The 16,717-nt window shown below is 72.6% G+C and carries 14 protein-coding genes; 6 read left to right on the forward strand and 8 right to left on the reverse strand.

All coding sequences use genetic code 11. From position 1 onward, the window contains the following. Positions 1–202: 202 nt before the first annotated feature. Both BLASA_RS25455 and BLASA_RS25460 read right to left on the reverse strand, forming a co-directional pair. Positions 203–1,045 carry an IS30 family transposase gene (locus tag BLASA_RS25455; protein ID WP_197536304.1) on the reverse strand — a complete coding sequence of 281 codons (843 nt, stop codon included), beginning with the start codon at positions 1,043–1,045 and terminating at the stop codon, positions 203–205. Next, complete coding sequence (locus BLASA_RS25460; RefSeq protein ID WP_014374757.1) at positions 933–1,958, reverse strand: helix-turn-helix domain-containing protein; 1,026 nt, start codon at positions 1,956–1,958, stop codon at positions 933–935. Before BLASA_RS25460 ends, BLASA_RS25455 begins: the two co-directional genes overlap by 113 nt. Positions 1,959–2,383: 425 nt before the next feature. Between BLASA_RS25460 and mobF the strand changes: the two genes are divergently transcribed. Continuing rightward, positions 2,384–6,049: a MobF family relaxase gene (gene mobF, locus BLASA_RS04120; RefSeq protein WP_014374759.1), complete on the forward strand. Its 3,666-nt coding sequence runs from the start codon at positions 2,384–2,386 to the stop codon at positions 6,047–6,049. 295 nt (positions 6,050–6,344) lie between these two features. Here the strand turns inward: mobF and BLASA_RS04125 are convergent, their stop codons facing one another. The 5 genes from BLASA_RS04125 to BLASA_RS04145 form a co-directional block, all read right to left on the reverse strand. Next, entirely contained in the window at positions 6,345–7,529 is a 1,185-nt protein-coding gene (locus BLASA_RS04125; protein ID WP_014374760.1) for an FAD/NAD(P)-binding oxidoreductase, read from the reverse strand. Positions 7,530–7,765: 236 nt separating this feature from the next. After that, entirely contained in the window at positions 7,766–7,999 is a 234-nt protein-coding gene (locus BLASA_RS04130) for a hypothetical protein (protein ID WP_014374761.1), read from the reverse strand. A 47-nt stretch (positions 8,000–8,046) separates the two neighbouring features. Then, positions 8,047–8,331: a hypothetical protein gene (locus tag BLASA_RS04135; protein WP_014374762.1), complete on the reverse strand. Its 285-nt coding sequence runs from the start codon at positions 8,329–8,331 to the stop codon at positions 8,047–8,049. A gap of 237 nt (positions 8,332–8,568) precedes the next feature. Next, on the reverse strand, positions 8,569–9,126 hold the full coding sequence (locus BLASA_RS04140; RefSeq protein ID WP_014374763.1) for a hypothetical protein: 558 nt from the start codon (positions 9,124–9,126) through the stop codon (positions 8,569–8,571). A 96-nt stretch (positions 9,127–9,222) separates the two neighbouring features. Then, positions 9,223–9,762, reverse strand: coding sequence for a dihydrofolate reductase family protein (locus BLASA_RS04145; protein WP_014374764.1), 540 nt, complete (start codon positions 9,760–9,762; stop codon positions 9,223–9,225). 149 nt (positions 9,763–9,911) lie between these two features. On the opposite strand from BLASA_RS04145, the gene BLASA_RS04150 reads away from it, so the two are divergent. From BLASA_RS04150 to BLASA_RS23285, 5 genes are all read left to right on the forward strand, one after another. Continuing rightward, positions 9,912–10,364, forward strand: coding sequence for a nuclear transport factor 2 family protein (locus tag BLASA_RS04150; RefSeq protein WP_014374765.1), 453 nt, complete (start codon positions 9,912–9,914; stop codon positions 10,362–10,364). Positions 10,365–10,526: 162 nt separating this feature from the next. Next, positions 10,527–10,844 (forward strand): PspC domain-containing protein, encoded by a 318-nt coding sequence (locus BLASA_RS04155; protein WP_014374766.1) that lies wholly within the window; start codon positions 10,527–10,529, stop codon positions 10,842–10,844. Positions 10,845–10,953: 109 nt separating this feature from the next. Further along, positions 10,954–11,574, forward strand: a complete 621-nt coding sequence (locus tag BLASA_RS04160; RefSeq protein ID WP_014374767.1) for a hypothetical protein — start codon at positions 10,954–10,956, stop codon at positions 11,572–11,574. Positions 11,575–11,707: 133 nt separating this feature from the next. Continuing rightward, positions 11,708–12,697 carry an LLM class flavin-dependent oxidoreductase gene (locus BLASA_RS04165; protein ID WP_014374768.1) on the forward strand — a complete coding sequence of 330 codons (990 nt, stop codon included), beginning with the start codon at positions 11,708–11,710 and terminating at the stop codon, positions 12,695–12,697. A 46-nt stretch (positions 12,698–12,743) separates the two neighbouring features. After that, positions 12,744–13,649, forward strand: coding sequence for a DUF1028 domain-containing protein (locus BLASA_RS23285; RefSeq protein ID WP_014374769.1), 906 nt, complete (start codon positions 12,744–12,746; stop codon positions 13,647–13,649). 7 nt (positions 13,650–13,656) lie between these two features. On the opposite strand, the gene BLASA_RS04175 is transcribed toward BLASA_RS23285, so the two are convergent. Next, positions 13,657–16,212, reverse strand: a complete 2,556-nt coding sequence (locus tag BLASA_RS04175) for a putative bifunctional diguanylate cyclase/phosphodiesterase (RefSeq protein WP_014374770.1) — start codon at positions 16,210–16,212, stop codon at positions 13,657–13,659. Between the last annotated feature and the right edge of the window lie 505 nt (positions 16,213–16,717).

Below are 16,717 nucleotides of genomic sequence, written 5' to 3' on the forward strand. Positions count from 1 at the left end.
CTGCCGCAGAGCGTGGTCAACCCCTCATCGGCATGAGCGCGTGTCTCACAAGCCGAACCCCCAGCCGGGAACACCGCAGGACAGGGCAGGTGCCGCTCGTCCGCCGTCCCGTAAGACCCGCCCGGTGAACCTTCCCGCACGGGGGAGGGTGGATTCCAGCGGTCGACGCAACGCGAGCTCGTGTTGATCTTCGTTGCAGAGCCTAGCTGTGTGACGGTGGGAGGGAAGGGCTTCGCATTTCGGCGCGGAAGCGGGCGGCTGGGGTGTCGTAGTTCAGGCCTTTGCGGGGGCGGGTGTTCAGTTCGTGCATGACCGCGGCGACGTGGGCGTCGGTGTGCACGGACAGGTCGGTGCCTTTGGGGAAGTACTGGCGCAGGAGGCCGTTGTAGTTCTCGTTCGCGCCGCGCTGCCAGGGGCTGCAGCGCTCGGCGAAGTAGATCGCCACGCCGGTGGCTCGGGCCAGCTCGCGGTGTCGGGCCATCTCCACGCCCTGGTCCCAGGTCAGGGTGCGTTTCATGTGCGCGGGCAGGGGCGCGAACGCGGCGGTGGCGGCGGCGTTGACCGTCTCGGCGGTGTGATCGACCGGCAGGTTGATCACGATGCCGTACTGGGTGGTGCGTTCGCGCAGGGTCATCATCGCTGAGGCGCACCCCACGCCGAGGATGAGATCGCCTTCCCAGTGCCCGGCCTGCTGTTTGGTCTCCACCTCGGCTGGCCGCTGGTCGATCATGGTCATGTCGCGGACGGCGGCGCCGTGCCCGGATCGGGTCAGCCAGCGGGACTTGCGGATCCGCCGGCCGGTGCGCAGCTTGCGGCAGTAGCGCTTGTGCAGTCCCTGGCCGCCGGGCACCAGCAGCGCCCGGTAGATCGTCTCCGGGCACAGCCACATCGTCGGGTCGGTCGGGTAGGTGCGGCGCAGCCAGCCGCTGATCTCATCGGGTGACCAGCACCGGTTGAGCTTGCGCTGGACGAGCGTGCGCAGCCTCGGGTGGGCGATTAGCTTGTGCTGTCGGGGCCGGGCGGCGCTGCTGGGCCGGGACGTGATCGGCGTGGTGGGGCAGGTAGCGGCCGTGCTCGTCGCGGTGTCGGTCCAGCTCCCGTTTGATCGTCGAGGGGTAGCGGCCCAGCTCGGCGGCGATCACCCGGATCGAGTAGTCCAGCCGCAGCAGGTCGGCGATCTGCAGCCGTTCGCGCAGCGACAGGTAGCGGCTTGAGCGCTCGGTGGGCCGGGACGGCGGGGCGGTCTGCTGGTGGCGGCGGGCGCGGATGCGTGCGCCGGTTTTCCTGTGCACGCCCAGGATCGTGGAGGCGGCGGTGTTGCTCAGCCCGGCACGCATCAGCTCCCAGTAGCGCGTGTCGCGCGCCAGCACGTCCGAGCGCGGTGCCCGCCGGCGGGTGAGTTCCTCGGCATGGCGTGCCGAGGTGCGAAGCGCGCGCCGCAGGAGGGCCTCCCGCTCCCGGCGGGCGTGCTCATCGGCGCGGCGCCGTTGGTCCTCCCACTGCCTGGTCAGGGGCGTCGGTATCCGCAGCCGCAGCGCGGCGGCCCGCGCGGTCAGGCCCTGCTCGCGCAGCTGCCCGTAGCGGGCGCGCCACCACCGATAGCCCGTCGAGCGACCCACCCCGGCGGCTCGAGTTGCGGCGCCGATCGAGTCGCCGCCTGCAAAGCGGCGCCAGAAGGCGTCCTCGACCCCGGCGTCGACGGCCAGGTGATGCCGCCCGCGGGGGCCCGGTCGCTGCCGTTCCCAGTCGACCATCAGTGGCGAGCAGTAGCCCAGCTCGGCCGCGGCCTGCTCGACGCTGAGGCCCTCGTCCCGCAGCGCGAGGAACGCCTCCCGCAGCCACCGGTAGCCAGTCTCCTTGCCGATCCCGGCGGCGCGGGCGGACGGTTTGAGACCCCGCCCCTCCTTGACCGCCGCCAGGAACCGGATACCAGTAGCGGAATCCCGTCGCGCATGCACCAATGACCGCCTTCAAAGAAGGCGTTGCGTCGACCGATAGAACCTGGGGGAGGACAACCGGGACACCCCTGCCAGCCGCTCGCAGCCTCGTCATCCGCCTGTCGCTCAACGTCCACGCCACCGGGTCGCAAGGGCCACGTGACGCGAGCCGGTGCATGCGGAGCTGATCGTCATCCGCAGCTGCAGCTCGAAAGAAGGCGACCTGCTCTCAATCGACAATTGTCGTAAACGATCAACGACATGACGCCCGCGGCGTCTTTCCGCCCGCCACTCCAGTCTTCCCGAACCAAGGTCAGGTCTTCACGAAAGAACGGCACACATACTACCTTTGGAGGTAGCCAGGGCCCCGCTTCGCGGGGCCCGTAGGTGTTTCTAGGGGTGGCGCGTTGGACATTATTGGGTGGCGTTGAGAAATGCAGGGCGGGATGAAGATCTACGCCGGCGCGCCTGCGGCCGCCCGGCACTACGTCGAGGTCGACCGCAGCCGGGCGGATGACTACTACCTGGCGGAGGGAACCGGGGTGGCCCGCCGCTTCACGGCCGGCGACGGTCGGGTGACCGAGCTTGCCCCGCTGACCGGCCAGGCGTACGAGACCTGGGTGGCCGGACGCGACCCGGCCACCAACGACGCACGAGGGCAGCTGCGCCACGACGAGCACGCCGTCCGCTTCGTCGAGGTCATCGTGAACGGGCCGAAGACCTGGTCGATCGCGTCGGCGCTGCACCCGGACATCGCCCGGGCGTACGAGGCGGCGCAGGACCGGGCCGCGGGGCAGATCATCGCCTGGCTGTCCGAGCACGCCACCACCCGGGTCGGCCCGCGCGGTGGGCAGGTGCCGATGCCGGTGGAGGTGCTGGAGGCGGCGACGGTGCGGCACTTCACCTCCCGCGCCGGGGACCCGCACTGGCATCTGCACCTCCAGTTCCTGTCCAGAGTGTTCGCCGCCGGGAAATGGCGCGGCATGTTCACAGTGGATGTGCGCGACTCCCTCGCCGCGATCAACGGGATCGGGCATGCGGCGATGGACACCGACCCGGAATTGAATGCCACGTTCGCCGCGCACGGGTACGCCAAGGACGCGACCGGAGAAATACGGGAGCTCTCCGACTATGTCGGTCCTTTCAGCGCCCGGCATGCGCAGATCGCCCGGAATGCGGATCGCTACGAACGGGAATGGACCACCGCGCACCCGGGCGAACACCCCGGCCCCGCCCTGCGCCGCTCCTGGGACACGCGCGCCTGGGCCGAGGGTCGCCCGGACAAGGTCACCCCGCAGTCGGGGGTGAACGTGACCGAACGCTGGCGCACGGAGCTGCACCGCCTCGGCTTCCGGCCCCCGAGCAGGCCCGTGCCCCTGGTCCCCGCCCCGGTCGGCGCGCTGAACCGGGACGAGCTCGTGGGGCGGGCGCTGACGCGGCTCGCGGCCGGCCGGTCGGCCTGGAACGCGGCGGACGTGCGCGGGGAGGTGGAGCGGTTGATCGCCGCCGAAGGCATCGTCACCGGGCCGGCGGTACGCATCGAGCTGGCCGAGGATCTCACCGCCCGCGCTCTGGGACGCTGCGTGCCGCTGCTGGACCGCGACGGCATACCCGAGCACATCCGGGCCTGGACCTCCCGCCCGGTGCTCGCCGTGGAGACCGACCTGACCGCCCGGCTCGCCGTCCGCGCCGCGGCCGGCACACCTGACACCGACCTGACACCCCTGCCGACCAACCTGATACCTCCGGTCGCGCTCACGCCGGGTGCCGGGCGGCTGGACGCTGGCCAAGCTGCCGCCGTGACCGCGTTGGTCGGCGACCGGCCGCTGGTCGTGATCGAGGGCGCGGCCGGTGTCGGGAAGACCACCACGCTCGCCGCGACCCGCAGTCTGCTCGAGGCACAGGGGCGGAGGCTGGTGGTTGTCACTCCGACGCTGAAGGCCGCGAAGGTCGCCGCCGCGGAGGTGGGCGCGGCCGCGGGGTCGGCGGCCCGGCTGGTCTACGAGTACGGCTGGCGCTGGAACGACGACGGCGCCTGGGCCCGCCTCGCGGTCAGCGATACCGACCCGGTCACCGGCCGCGTCTACAGCGGCCCGGCCAACGCCGCCCAGCTGCGGCCCGGCGACCTTCTCGTCGTGGACGAAGCGGGCATGCTCGACCAGGACACCGCGCGAGCCGTCCTGACGATCGCCGACGAGTGCCGGCTTCGGGTGGCGCTGCTCGGCGACCGGCACCAGCTGGCCGCAGTCGGCCGCGGCGGCGTCCTCGACCTCGCGGTCGGCCAGGTCGACGCCGACGCCTACCTGACATTGCAGGGGGTGCATCGCTTCACCCGCATCGGCCCGGACGGCCGCACCCTGCCGGATGTCGGCTACGCGGACCTGACCCTTGCGATGCGTGTCGGCGACGACTCCGGCAAGGTGTTCGACACCCTGCTGGCCCGCGGGCAGATCCGATTGCACCCTGACCCCGACGTGCTGCGGGAGGCCATCGCCGCCAGCGCCGTGGCGTCGTACGCCGACAGCCGCCAGGTGGCGGTGGTGGTCGACACCCGCGACCAGGCCGCCATGCTCAACGCCGCCATCCGCGGCCGGCTGGTCGTCGCTGGCCGCGTCGACGACACGTGGGTCGTCAGCACCGCCGCGGGGGAGCGGATCGGGGTCGGCGACCGGGTGGCCACCCGCCGCAACGACCGCGACCTCGATGTCGCCAACCGCGACGTCTGGATCGTCACTGGCGTCGGCCGGGACGGCGGGTTGCGTGTCACCCCCGCCGATGTCACCCCAGCCGGACTTGTTCCTGCATCTGCCAGCCCGACCGCCACGCGGCAGCGGTGGCTGCCGGGCGACTACGTCACCGCGCACTTGGAGCTCGCGTACGCGACCACCGCGCACGGCGCGCAGGGTGACAGCGTCACCGCTGCCCATCTGGTGGTCGGGGAGCACACCGGTGCCGCGTCGGCGTACGTCGGAATGACCCGTGGACGCGAGGCGAACACCGCTCACCTCGTCGCCGCCGACGCGGACGAGGCGAGGGAGCAGTGGGTCGCCGTCTTCGCCCGTGACCGCGCCGACCTCGGCCCCGCTCACGCCGCCGAACAGGCCGCCGCCGAGGCCGCCCGCTACTCCGCACGTCCGCTGGAGCAGGTCGTGGCCGACCTGCACCGGGCGTGGACCGTCGAGCAGAACTGCCTGGACCGGCTGGCCTTCTGGCAGCCGCAGCGTGACCAGCTACGGGAGGTGGTCACGCTCGAAGCTCCCCACGCCGGCGAACTCGCGAGGCTGGAGGCCGTCCGGGAGCGGGCGGCGATCGCCGCCCAGCAGGCTCATCAGCGGGCACAGGCCAGCGCGGCCGCGGTCGCCACCGAGGCCGACCGGATCCGCGACAGACTGCTGGGCTCCTGGGACGGCGAACGCGGCGCCGCCCGCGCGGCGGCGAAGGTCGTGCTCGACGGGTCCGGCCGGCTCGGGCTGCGCCGGGGCGCGGTCGCCCGCGCCAAAGAGCAGCTCGCCGACTGGGCCGAGCGGTGGCGCGCCCACGTTCCCTCCCTGCCCAGCGATCCGAAGGAGCTCGCGCGCCTGGCTGGCTGGTTCGACGACCGGCCCGCGCTGTGGGCTGCGCTCGACACCTCCGCTCAACGCGCCGCCGAAGCCGCCCACCCCGAGCACGGCGCCCAGGGCGCCGCCGCGGTCGCCGCCCGGCAGCAGTACGAGCAGGCCCGGTCCGCGCTGGCCGAGGCCCACCGCCAACGCGACCAGCGACTCCGAGGATTGGAACCCGCCGCCTGGACCCCCGAGCCCCAGGCGCGGCTCGCCGAGCTGGACCGAGACATCGCCGCCACCCGGCAGGAGCTCACCGACGCCCGGGCGCGCATCGCCACCCTCAGGGCCGAACACCTCGCCGTCCCCGGCGCCGAACCGGCCCGGGTGCAGCCTGCCGAGCGGCTCGCCCAGGAGCACGACGCGTGGCGCGCCCGCCGACGGAACGCCGAGCGGGCCGCCCGCCGAGCAGGCGACGTTCGGACAACCCCGAACCAGCGGCCCATCCATGTGCCACCGCCACCACTGAGCCCCGGACCACGGCCGGGTGCCGGACCTGGTATGGGGCGGTGAGCCCCCCCGCGATCCGTCTAGCGGCACGCGAATTGCCAGCGGGTACTTGCGCCACCGGCCTTCGGAGGAGACACCGCGACCGTCACCGAGAGTGCGGATTTGCTCGTCGCGGAACGCTCTGCGACACGCCCGAGCGCGTGGACGTCAGGCAACACTCAGTCCACAAGAATTTCATTCGAGGCCGTCGACCACCAACATCACCCAACGGCAAAAGCGCAGGTCAACCCCGGCTTCCAGTCATGCTCAAGATCGCTCAATCACGCAGGGAACGTTCCGCTTCAACGTCTGACTGAGCTCACACCCGTCCGCGGAGGATGCGGCGGAAGTAGATCTGCTTCAGCACGTAGCGGTCGACGAACCAGGTCGCGCGGCGCGGCTTGATCGGGTCGACGAACGGCACCGACGGCATCGGCCGGTTGTCCCGGTCGACCTCGACGAGCATCAGCTTCCGCCGGCTCACGGTGATCGGCATGACCGTGTACCCGTCGTAGCGCTGCAGCTGTGTCCCGTCCCGGGCGGCGGCGATGTTCCGGGCGAGGACGTCGACCTGCTTCCGCAGCGCTCCACCCGAGGGACGGGTGGCGACGTCGGCCGCGTCGCCGATCGCCCAGATCGACCCGTGCCCGCGCGACCGCAGCGTCTGCGGGTCGATGTCCACCAGGCCCGGCGCGGCATCGGCACTCAGGCCGGCGTCCGCGATCCAGCCCGGTGCCCGGTAGTGCGGGACAGCGTGGGCGAAGGCGACGTCGTCGAGGACCCGGCGGCCCGTGCGGGAGGCGATGGTGAGGGAGTGGACGTCCCAGTCCACCCGCTCGATCTGCGCCTCGCGCAGCACCTCGATGCCGTAGTCGTCGAACGCGTCGTCCAGGACCCGGTCGGCTTCCGGCACACCCGTCGCAGTCGGTGCCGGGAGGACGAGCCGGACCTCGAGGGAGGAGAGCACGCCCACGCGGCGCCAGTGGTCGCACGCCATGAGCAGCGGCTTGAGCGCGGTCGGAGCACAGGACGCCGGTTCCGGCGGCATCGTGAAGACGACGGAGCCGGTACGCAGCGACGACAGCCGCGGCCACACCTGCGGCGCGCTGCCCGGCACGTAGGTGGACGCCGCCCACCCGTCGGCGTACGCCTGCTGCAGCCCCGGGGTCGCCTCCCAGTCCTCCACCAGGCCGGGGCAGAGGACGAGGGTCGAGCAGTGCAGCGTCCGCCCGCCGCGCGTGCGCACGGTCATCGCGGCCGGATCGACGGCCTCGACGCTGTCCCGGATCCAGGTGCATCCGTCCGGGACGACGTCCGCCATCCGGCGCTCCAGGTCCGGCATCGTGGCCTCGCCGCCACCGACGTAGTTGAGCAGCGGTTTGTACCGGTGCACCGGCTGCGGAGCCACGATCGTGACGTCCCGGGCGCTGTCGCGGAGCAACCGCGCCGCCAGGGAGATGCCGGCGTTGCCGCCACCGATGATGAGGATCTCGCTGCGTTCCACGTCGCTCCCGACTGAAGGCCGCGGACCTCCGTCACCGCCGCAGCTCGGCCACGGTGTCGAGCCTGCCGATTCCGGGGCGATCGCGCATCACATGGACGCCGGGGATCCGGCCGTGCTCCATGGGAGCCGGGTCGGTCGGCCACCTGGGCGCTGCTGTGCGGGCGCGGGCGGGTCCCCGGCCGGCGGCATCGATCCCGCCGGCCGGGTACCCGCCGACCTCGGGCTGTTCCCGGTCCTCAGCCGCGGAGACGGCTGGCGAGAAGCTTCTTGCCCTGCTCCCCGCCCTTGCGGCTCTCGGCCTGGGCGCGGCGGAACAACTCGGCGAGCTCGCTGTCGCCGTCCCGCTCCGCGTCCTGGATGTAGGCCTCCATCCGCAGGGCGTTGCTCAAGGACGCCTCGGTGAACCAGATGAGGTTGTAGTCCTTGTCCTTGGTGCCGGTGACACTGCCGGTCTCGGTGCTCGTGGTCATGACGGTCCTCCTGTTCGCGACGTGATCGGTATCAGTGCGCGCCAGGGCTAGGCGCCCTGCTCGGCGATCCCGAACGTGAGGCGACCTTCGGCGTCGGCCCCGGCGTCGAGGGTCTTGTCGTCCAGCATCACCGCGGCTTCGGGATCGAGGAACAGCCGAGCTCCGGAGGCGTCGAGGATTTGATCGTCCTCGGCGGGGAGCGCGGCGAGACTCAAGGTCAGCGCCCCGGCGCCCGGCTCCTTGGCGATCCGCAGCCCTCCGGCGTCGGGGACCTCAGAGCCCTCCACGAGGGTGCGGATGGTGGTGGCGGCGTTCGTGGTCAAGGTCAGCATGCTGACGTCCTCTCGGTGTCGCACGCCGGGCGGGAGGCCGGAAACGGTGTCGCGAGTCGTCGGTCCGTCGCGACTCCGGCGGCCCTCGGGTGACCCGGCGTGATGGCCGGTGGCCGGGGCGGGATCGTTGCCCGCCTCATCCCCCAACGTTCTCCGTCGGGCCGGACACGTCAAGGGCGTGGCGGTATTTCGATCCAGTGTTCCGGCGGACGCCCGCCGCCCGGATCCGGCGGCGGGTCAGGCTCTCTCGAGGAGCCGGCTGACGACGGCGACCCACCGCTCCCGCGCCCCGTCGTTCAGCTCCGGCGTCGCCAGTCCGACCTGGTTCACCACGAGCGACGCCGTTCCGTTCTTCTTCGGCTCGCTGGTGACGACGACGGATGACCCGTCCCGCGCCTTCGTCCGCCAGGTGATCCGCCGGTCGGTCCCGCTGATCCGTGGCTCGCCGTCGACGACGATGCCGTGCACGGCCTCGTCGGCGGCCGCGAACTCCTGCCACCGGTCCATCAGGTCCTGCATGCCGAGCGGCGTCGACCGGCTCACGCTCAGCTGGAAGGTGCCGTCGGAGCGCTGCCCCGGGATCCGCCGGCCGACGTGCTGTTCGTAGGCCACGGTCACCGACTGGGTCCACCAGCCGGCCTGTTCCATGGTGCCGTCGAGCTCCTCGTAGACCTTGAGCGCGATCGCCCGGTGGTCGAGGTTCTCGGCGCCGATCCCGTCCATGAACCGGAGCCACTCGTCCCACGACCGGTTGGTCGCCCGTTCGACCGGCGCGATGCGGGGGTTGGTCGCCATGTTCCGCATTTTCCCCGGCCGCGCTGCCTCATGCCGCCGGAGTGGGCGCCGCGGGTGTCCGCCGGGTGACGCCCCCTCGAACACTGCGCGGGAGTGTCAGCCCGTCGGTGCCGGCCGGTAGACCAGGTGCAGGACGCCGGTCGGGAGCGCCTCGGAGGAGACCAGCTCCAGCGGCGTGCGACCCAGCTCGTCGGCCCAGCGCCGCTCGCCGGAGACCACGATCGGGTCGACCAGCAGCACCAGCTCGTCGAGCAGGCCGGCCTCGAGCAGCGAGCGGACGGTGGCCAGGCTGCCGGACATCCCGATGGTGCCCTCGGTGCGCTCCTTGAGGGCGCGCACCTCCTCCAGGTCGTGCAGCACGGTGGTGCCGGCCCAGTCCGAGCTTTCCAGCGTCGTGGAGAGCACGTACTTCGGGATGGGGTTGATGAAGTCGGCGAACTCGTCGGTGTCGTTGCCGGGCCAGTACTGCGACCACTGGTCGTGCAGCACGCGGCCCATCAGGTAGGCCTCGCACCGGCCGATGTGGCGATCGACGGCCTCGCCCATCGCCTCGTCGAAGTACGGGAAGTGCCACTGGTCGGGCCGCTCGGCCGAGCCGTCGACGGTGGTGAACAGCGAGGCGGCGATGTGTCCCACGGGGATTCTCCTTCGGTGCAGCGGTTCGTCGGGAAGTAGACCTGGCCGCGGCCCGGAACTCATCGCACCGGCGCGTTCGCCGCTCCCGCGTACTCCGGGCAGGGTAGGGGCGGGCGGTCGAGAAGCGGCCGTCGCATCGAGGAGGCCCCATGTCCCGTCCGCCCTTTCCGCCGTTCACCCTGGAGACCGCCCGCCAGAAGGTGCAGGCCGCCGAGGACGGGTGGAACACCCGCGACCCGGAGAAGGTGGCGCTGGCCTACACCGAGGACACCGTCTGGCGGAACCGGGACGAGTTCCTGACCGGCCGGGACGAGGTGGTCGCCTTCCTGACCCGCAAGTGGGAGCGCGAGCGGGACTACGCCCTGCGCAAGGAGCTGTGGGCCTTCACCGACGACCGGATCGCCGTGCGGTTCCAGTACGAGTGGCAGGACGCAGCGGGCGGCACCTGGCGGTCCTACGGCAACGAGAACTGGGAGTTCACCGCGGAGGGCCTCATGCGCCGGCGGGAGGCCAGCATCAACGACGTGCCGATCGCGCTGGAGGAACGCTGGATCCTCGGCCCGCGGGAGGACGGCGACACGACGCCGCTGCCGCTGAAGTGACCGCCGCTCAGGGCAGGGGGTCCACCTCGCACGGGACGATCCGGGGCGTGCGCTCGTCCCCGCAGACGGCCGGCCGGTAGGGGAGACCCTGACCCCGGAACCAGGGACGGATCCGGGCGTCACCTGATGGTCCCGACGGCGCCCTCTCGGCAGGCTCGTGGCATGACGAACCCGCTCCCTCCCACCGCCCCGTCCGACCCGCAGCAGACGCCCGGCCGGCCGCGGCTGCGCCGCAGCAGCACCGACCGGATGGCCGGCGGCGTCTGCGGTGGCCTCGCCGACCACAGCGGCATCGATGCCGTCCTCTGGCGGGTCGGTTTCGTGGGCCTCACCGTCGCCGGTGGCGCCGGGATCCTGATCTACCTGCTGCTCTGGGTGCTCGTCCCGCCCGCACCGTCCGGCAGCGACGAGCCCCTGAGCCCCCTCGAGCAGCTCGTCCGGCGGCTGCACGAGGCGCTGACCGGGGGGCGGGCGCGCTGATCGACCCGGTCACCCGCGTGCGGGACACGGCGGGCAGCCGGTTCCTGGACCATGGCGGTTCCGACAGGATGGGCCCGCCCCCGCCACCGACCTGCCACGGAGCACCGACGTGACCGTTCCTCCCGAGCACCAGCCGCCCGCCCCGATGCTGGTGCCGCAGTTCTTCATCAGGCAGCGGGTCACCGTGATGGTCAACCGCTACGACATCCTGGCGGCCGACCCCGACGGCAGCGAGGGGCAGTTGATCGCCCTCGCCGAGCAGAAGCGGATGAAGTTGCGCGAGGAGGTCGCCTTCTTCGCCGACGAGTCCAAGAGCCGGCGGGTGTTCTCCTTCAAGGCCCGGCAGCGGCTGGACGTCGGTGCCCAGCACGACGTCTTCGACGAGTACGGCCGGCCGATGGGCTACTTCAGCAAGCAGTTCGGGGCCAGCCTGCTGCGCTCCACCTGGAACCTCTCGGCCCCGGGCGTGGAGGCCGTCGGGCAGGAGCGGAACCAGTTCATCGCGGTGCTGCGCCGGGTCTGGAACTTCATCCCGTTCCTGAACAGCATCCCGGTGCCGTTCGTCTTCCACTTCGACTTCACCGACACCCGGACCGGTGCGCTGGTGATGAGCAGCCAGAAGCGGGTCGCCCTCCGCGACCACTACACCGTCACCGTGCCCGATCCGCGGCTGGACTTCCGCGTCGCCGCGTCGATGGCGGTGGCCCTGGACGCGCTGCAGAGCCGATGACCGTCTGACGACGGGGTGCGGGTACGCCCGGTTCGCGGCGCTGGGATCGGGCGTATGCGCACCCGCTCACGGGAAGCAGCCGTCCACAGCAGGTGTTGCGCCGAGTAACCGACGTGAAAGGCCTGCACCGCACATGAGCATTCCGCTGTCCGTCCTCGACCTGGCCCCGATCCCGCGCGGGGAGACCGCGAGCAGCGCCATCGCCGCCAGCGTGGCGCTGGCGCAGCGCGCGGAGGAGCACGGCTACGAGCGGGTCTGGTACGCCGAGCACCACAACATGCCGTCGATCGCGTCGTCGGCCACCAGCGTGCTCATCTCCCACGTGGGCGCGCAGACCAGCAGCATCCGGCTGGGTGCCGGCGGGGTCATGCTGCCCAACCACTCGCCGCTCACGATCGCCGAGCAGTTCGGCACCCTCGACGCGATGTATCCGGGGCGCATCGACCTGGGACTGGGCCGCGCCCCGGGCAGCGACCAGAACACCATGTACGCGCTGCGCCGCGATCCGAACTCGGCCGACACGTTCCCGCAGGACGTGCTGGAGCTGCAGGCGTACCTGGCCGGTGAGAGCCGCGTGCCCGGGGTCGACGCCATTCCCGGCAAGGGTTCCCGGGTCCCGCTCTACATCCTCGGCTCGTCCATGTTCGGCGCCACGCTCGCCGCCGCCCTGGGCCTGCCCTACGCATTCGCGTCGCACTTCGCGCCGGCCATGCTCGAACCCGCCGTCGCCGCCTACCGCCGGGAGTTCACGCCCTCGGCCCAGCTCGACCGGCCCTACGTCATCGCCGGCGTGAACGTCGTCGCAGCCGACAGCACCGCAGCCGCCCAGGAGCAGCTCGCCGCCGTCCGGCGCAACCTGGCCATCGGCCTGTTCGGCCGCGGCCAGGCGCTCACCGACGGGCAGGCCGACCAGCTGCTCGCCCAGGGCGCCGGGCAGCACGTGCGCACGATGCTCACCCACACCGCCGTCGGGGCCCCGGCCGAGGTGCGGGAGCACCTCGAGGGCTTCGTGCAGGTCGCTGACGCCGACGAGCTGATCGTCGCCCACCAGTCGGGGTCGCTCGAGGGCCGGCTGCGGTCGGTGCAGCTGCTGGCCGAGGCGATGGCGTCGGTCACGGTATGACCGCCCGGTGTTTCGGCACCCGGGGAGCCGCGGGTAGCTCGCGCCGGTGACCTACTCGATCGTGGCCCGCGACCCGGGGACCGGGGAGATGGGCGTCGCCACCCAGTCCCAGGCCTTCGCGGTCGGCAACAGCGTCCCCTTCGCCCTGCCCGGCCACGGGGTGATCGCCACGCAGTCGATGGCCGAGCCGATGTACGGCTCGGTCGGCCTGGACCTGCTGCAGGGTGGGTTCACCGCCCAGGAGGTGCTGACGGCGCTCAGCAGCGTCGACCCGCAGCCCGAGCGCCGGCAGGTCGCCGTGCTCGGGGTCGCCGGTGACTTCGCGGCCTACACCGGCACGAGTTGTGTCGACGACGCCGGTCACCTGGAGGGGGACAACTGCGTGGCCCTGGCCAACATGGCCAGCTCGCCGGCGGTGTGGGAGGCGATGGTCGAGCGGTTCGAGGGGTCGGCCGGCCCCCTGGCGCAGCGGCTGCTCAGCGCGCTGGTGGCGGGGGAGGAGGCGGGCGGCGACTTCCGGGGGCGGCGGTCGGCCGCGATCATCGTCATCCGTGCCACCACGACCGGCCGGCCCTGGCACGACATGGTGGTCGACCTCCGGGTGGACGACTCGCCGGACCCGCTCGGGGCGCTGGCGGACCTCACGGTCACCCGCGCCCGCTACCAGGACGTCGTCCGCGCGTTCCAGATGGCCATCGACGGCGACCCGGTGACCGCCGACCGCGAGCTGGAGCTGCTGCGCCCGATGGACCCGGTCACCGAGCCGGACCAGCTGATGTGGCGGGCCGTCGTCGCCGCCCTGGCCGGCCGGGAGGACGCCGCCCGCGAGATGCTGGTCGAGCTGGCCGCCTCGGCACCGCAGTTCCTGGAGGCGGCCAGCCGGTTCGGCAAGGCCGGGCTGATGCCGGCCGACGTCGTCGAGCGGATCATGCCGCCCGTTCCCGCTCGGTGACCCGGGGTCAGACCACGCGCAGACCGTGCCGGCCCGGCGCGGATCGACGGCCGGCCAGCCAGCCGGGGAGCTCCTCGGCCGGCATGGGCCGGGCCAGGTGCCAGCCCTGCACCAGGTGGCAGCCCATCGACCGGAGCAGGTCCCAGGTCGCCTGGTCCTCCACGCCCTCGGCGACGACGTCCAGCCCCAGGTGCCGGCCGAGGTCGACGATGGCCCGCACGATCGCCACGTTCTCGCCGTCGCCGCGCAGGGCGGAGAGGAAGCTCCGGTCGATCTTGACCTCCTGCACGGGGAGTCGCTGCAGGTAGGACAGCGACGAGTACCCGGTCCCGAAGTCGTCGATCGACAGCCGGACGCCCAGCGCGCGGAGCTGGTCCAGGAGCGCGACGGCGCGGCCCGGGTCGGCCATGACCGAGCTCTCGGTCACCTCCAGCGTGAGCCGGTGGGCCGGGACGCCGTAGCGCAGCAGCAGCCCGGTGACCTCGTCGATCAGCGCCGGGTCCTGCAGGCTCCGGGTGGACAGGTTCACCGCGACGCCCAGGTCGTGGCAGTCCGCCCGCCACCGCGCGCACGCGGCCAGCGAGGCGTCGAGCACCCGGGTGGTGAGCAGCCCGATGAGGCCGCTGCGCTCGGCCACGGACACGAAGTCGTCCGGCGGCACCCAGCCGCGCTCGGGGTGCTCCCAGCGGACCAGGGCCTCCACGCCGACGACCCGGCCCGACGCGAGCTCGGCCTTGGGCTGGACGTGCACGACGACCGAGCCGTCGTGCAGGGCGGCGCGCAGCTCGGACACCAGCGTCAGCCGCCGCGGGCTGGTGGCGTGCAGGTCGGGCTCGTAGAGGCGCATGCCGCCGGTGGAGGACTTGGCGTCGTACATCGCCAGGTCGGCGCACTTCAGCAGTGCCGCCGTGTCCGAGGCGTGCGCCGGAGCCAGCGCGATCCCGATCGAGGCCCCGATCTCGATGGCCAGGCCCTCCAGCGGCACCGGCTGCTCGAGCGCCCGCAGGAGGGCGCGGGCGATCCGGAAGGCGTGGTCCTCATCGGCGGTTGCGGGGAGCAGGACGGCGAACTCGTCGCCGCCCAGCCGGGCCACCGAGCCCGCCGGGCCGACGGCCGCGGTGAGCCGGGTGGCGACCTCGACGAGCAGCGCGTCGCCCTGGTGGTGGCCCAGGGTGTCGTTGACCTCCTTGAACTCGTCGAGGTCCAGGATCATGACCGACGCCCCGGTCACCCGGCCGGCGGCCACCTCCGCCAGCGCGGCGGTCACCGCGCGCTGCAGGTGGGTGCGGTTGGGCAGCCCGGTCAGGGCGTCGTGCAGGGCGTCGTAGCGCAGGCGGCCGATCAGCTCGTCGTTGCGCAGCGCCACCCCCGCGTGGTTGGCGACGGTCTCCAGGAGCAGGACGGCGTCACCGTCGAAGGTCCGCACGTCACCGAGCCGGTCGCCCACCACGAGGGCGCCGGTGAGGTCGGCGGAGCCGCTGAGCGGGACGACGACCGCATCCCGCATCCCGAGGGACGCCAGCTGCCTGCGGGCCTGCGGGTCGCGGGTGCCGCGGGGCAGCAGCAGCGGCCGGCCGCCGTGGGCCACCAGGTCGGTCACCCAGCAGGCCGAGGTCGCATCCTCGTCCTGGTGGCGGCGCAGCTCTCCGGCGGGACCCAGGCTCACCCGGGTGACCGTGCCCTCCGCGGTGGACGCGAGGACGATCATGGCCTGCTCGCAGGACAGCAGGTCCCGGGCCTCGGCGAGCACGTCGGCCAGCAGGTCACCGGCCTCGGCGGTCGCGCTCACCGACTGGCTGAACCGGTACAGCCGCTCGAGGTTCAGGTGCCGCTCGGCCAGGGAGGCGTAACTGCGGAAGGCCAGCAGCAGGAGTGCCCCGCAGGCCGCCAGCAGCCACCCGGCCGTCAGCGACGCGGTCAGGGTGAGGACGGCCATGAGGGCCAGGGTCGTGCCGATCAGGGGCACCACGAGCGAGCCGGCGTCGGAGAGCAGCGCCCGCAGGTTCACCCCGCCGTCGTGGGCGACGATGACCACGCTGATGGAGACGGCCGCGAGGATGTCGGCCGCGAGCGTGGCCACGTAGGCCGCCAGCCAGGTGGCCGGTCCCGGGAAGCCGCTGCCGGGTGCGATCGCGTGGAACAGCGCGATCGCCAGGCTGGTCTCACCGGCGAGCAGCGCGAGGTTGAACAGGATCTTCGACGGTGACGTGCGGCGGTACGCGAGCATGGCGACCAGGCCGGCCACCACCCGCCCGGCCACGACCGCCAGCGGCGCGGCGAAGAACATCCCCAGGACCAGCGGGATCTCGCTGAACGAGATGGTCTGCACCTCGCGGCGGGTCTGGATGTGCAGGACGAACGCCTCGGTGACGGCGAAGGCCATCGCGATCGCCCACCAGGGCACGTCGATCCCGGAGATGAACGGGGCACGGCCCAGGAGGGCGGGTGCCAGGAGTGCCGCCAGGCCGAAGAGCGCGGCGACGAGCACCGCCAGGCACAGCGTGCGCGCCCGTCTGCCCAGCCCGCCGGCGGGTGCTCGCGGTGTGGTCGCCTCGATGTCCACGGCTGTCCCTCCGCTCGCTCGAACCCGGACGCTGATCCGATCGGTTGTCGGCTCGCCGGCGCGCGAGCTGAACGGTCTGTCACCCGTCCGGGCTGGTCGGCCCGCGCCACCGGCGCGCCGATGCGCTGCCCCGAAGCGTTGCGGTGTGTCCCCCGTCGCTCCGACGAGGCAGCCGGGCATCGCGGGTGACGACCAGCGCTGACGTGCGATACGGAACCGGCTCCGCTGAACTCACGTTCATCGCCGAGCCCGGCCAGCGCGGCGACGGTGGCCGCATCCCCGCGTCCCCCCGCGCCCTCCGCGACCAGGTCCAAGGCCAGGGCGTGCGCCAGATGCAGCGTGGAGGTGACGATCGATCCACGCGCTGCCGGCCATGGCAGTGCGACGCCGTCCAGGGGTATCACGTGAGCCCGCTGCTTCCGCCGAACCAGCTATGGCGGTGGTTGCACGAGCGGGCGCCGCTGCCGGTCGGCTGACCCGCCGATGGAAACGGGCGGGCATCCGT

The organism is Blastococcus saxobsidens DD2 (assembly GCF_000284015.1).
In the GTDB taxonomy this organism is placed as follows: domain Bacteria; phylum Actinomycetota; class Actinomycetes; order Mycobacteriales; family Geodermatophilaceae; genus Blastococcus; species Blastococcus saxobsidens_A.

Excerpts from the sequence above, each read along its gene's own strand:
- mobF (WP_014374759.1), top strand. The coding sequence starts at position 2,384 with ATGAAGATCTACGCCGGCGCGCCTGCGGCCGCCCGGCACTACGTCGAG.
- BLASA_RS04130 (WP_014374761.1), bottom strand. The coding sequence starts at position 7,999 with ATGACCACGAGCACCGAGACCGGCAGTGTCACCGGCACCAAGGACAAG.
- BLASA_RS04135 (WP_014374762.1), bottom strand. The coding sequence starts at position 8,331 with ATGCTGACCTTGACCACGAACGCCGCCACCACCATCCGCACCCTCGTG.
- BLASA_RS04140 (WP_014374763.1), bottom strand. The coding sequence starts at position 9,126 with ATGGCGACCAACCCCCGCATCGCGCCGGTCGAACGGGCGACCAACCGG.
- BLASA_RS04150 (WP_014374765.1), top strand. The coding sequence starts at position 9,912 with ATGTCCCGTCCGCCCTTTCCGCCGTTCACCCTGGAGACCGCCCGCCAG.
- BLASA_RS04155 (WP_014374766.1), top strand. The coding sequence starts at position 10,527 with ATGACGAACCCGCTCCCTCCCACCGCCCCGTCCGACCCGCAGCAGACG.
- BLASA_RS04165 (WP_014374768.1), top strand. The coding sequence starts at position 11,708 with ATGAGCATTCCGCTGTCCGTCCTCGACCTGGCCCCGATCCCGCGCGGG.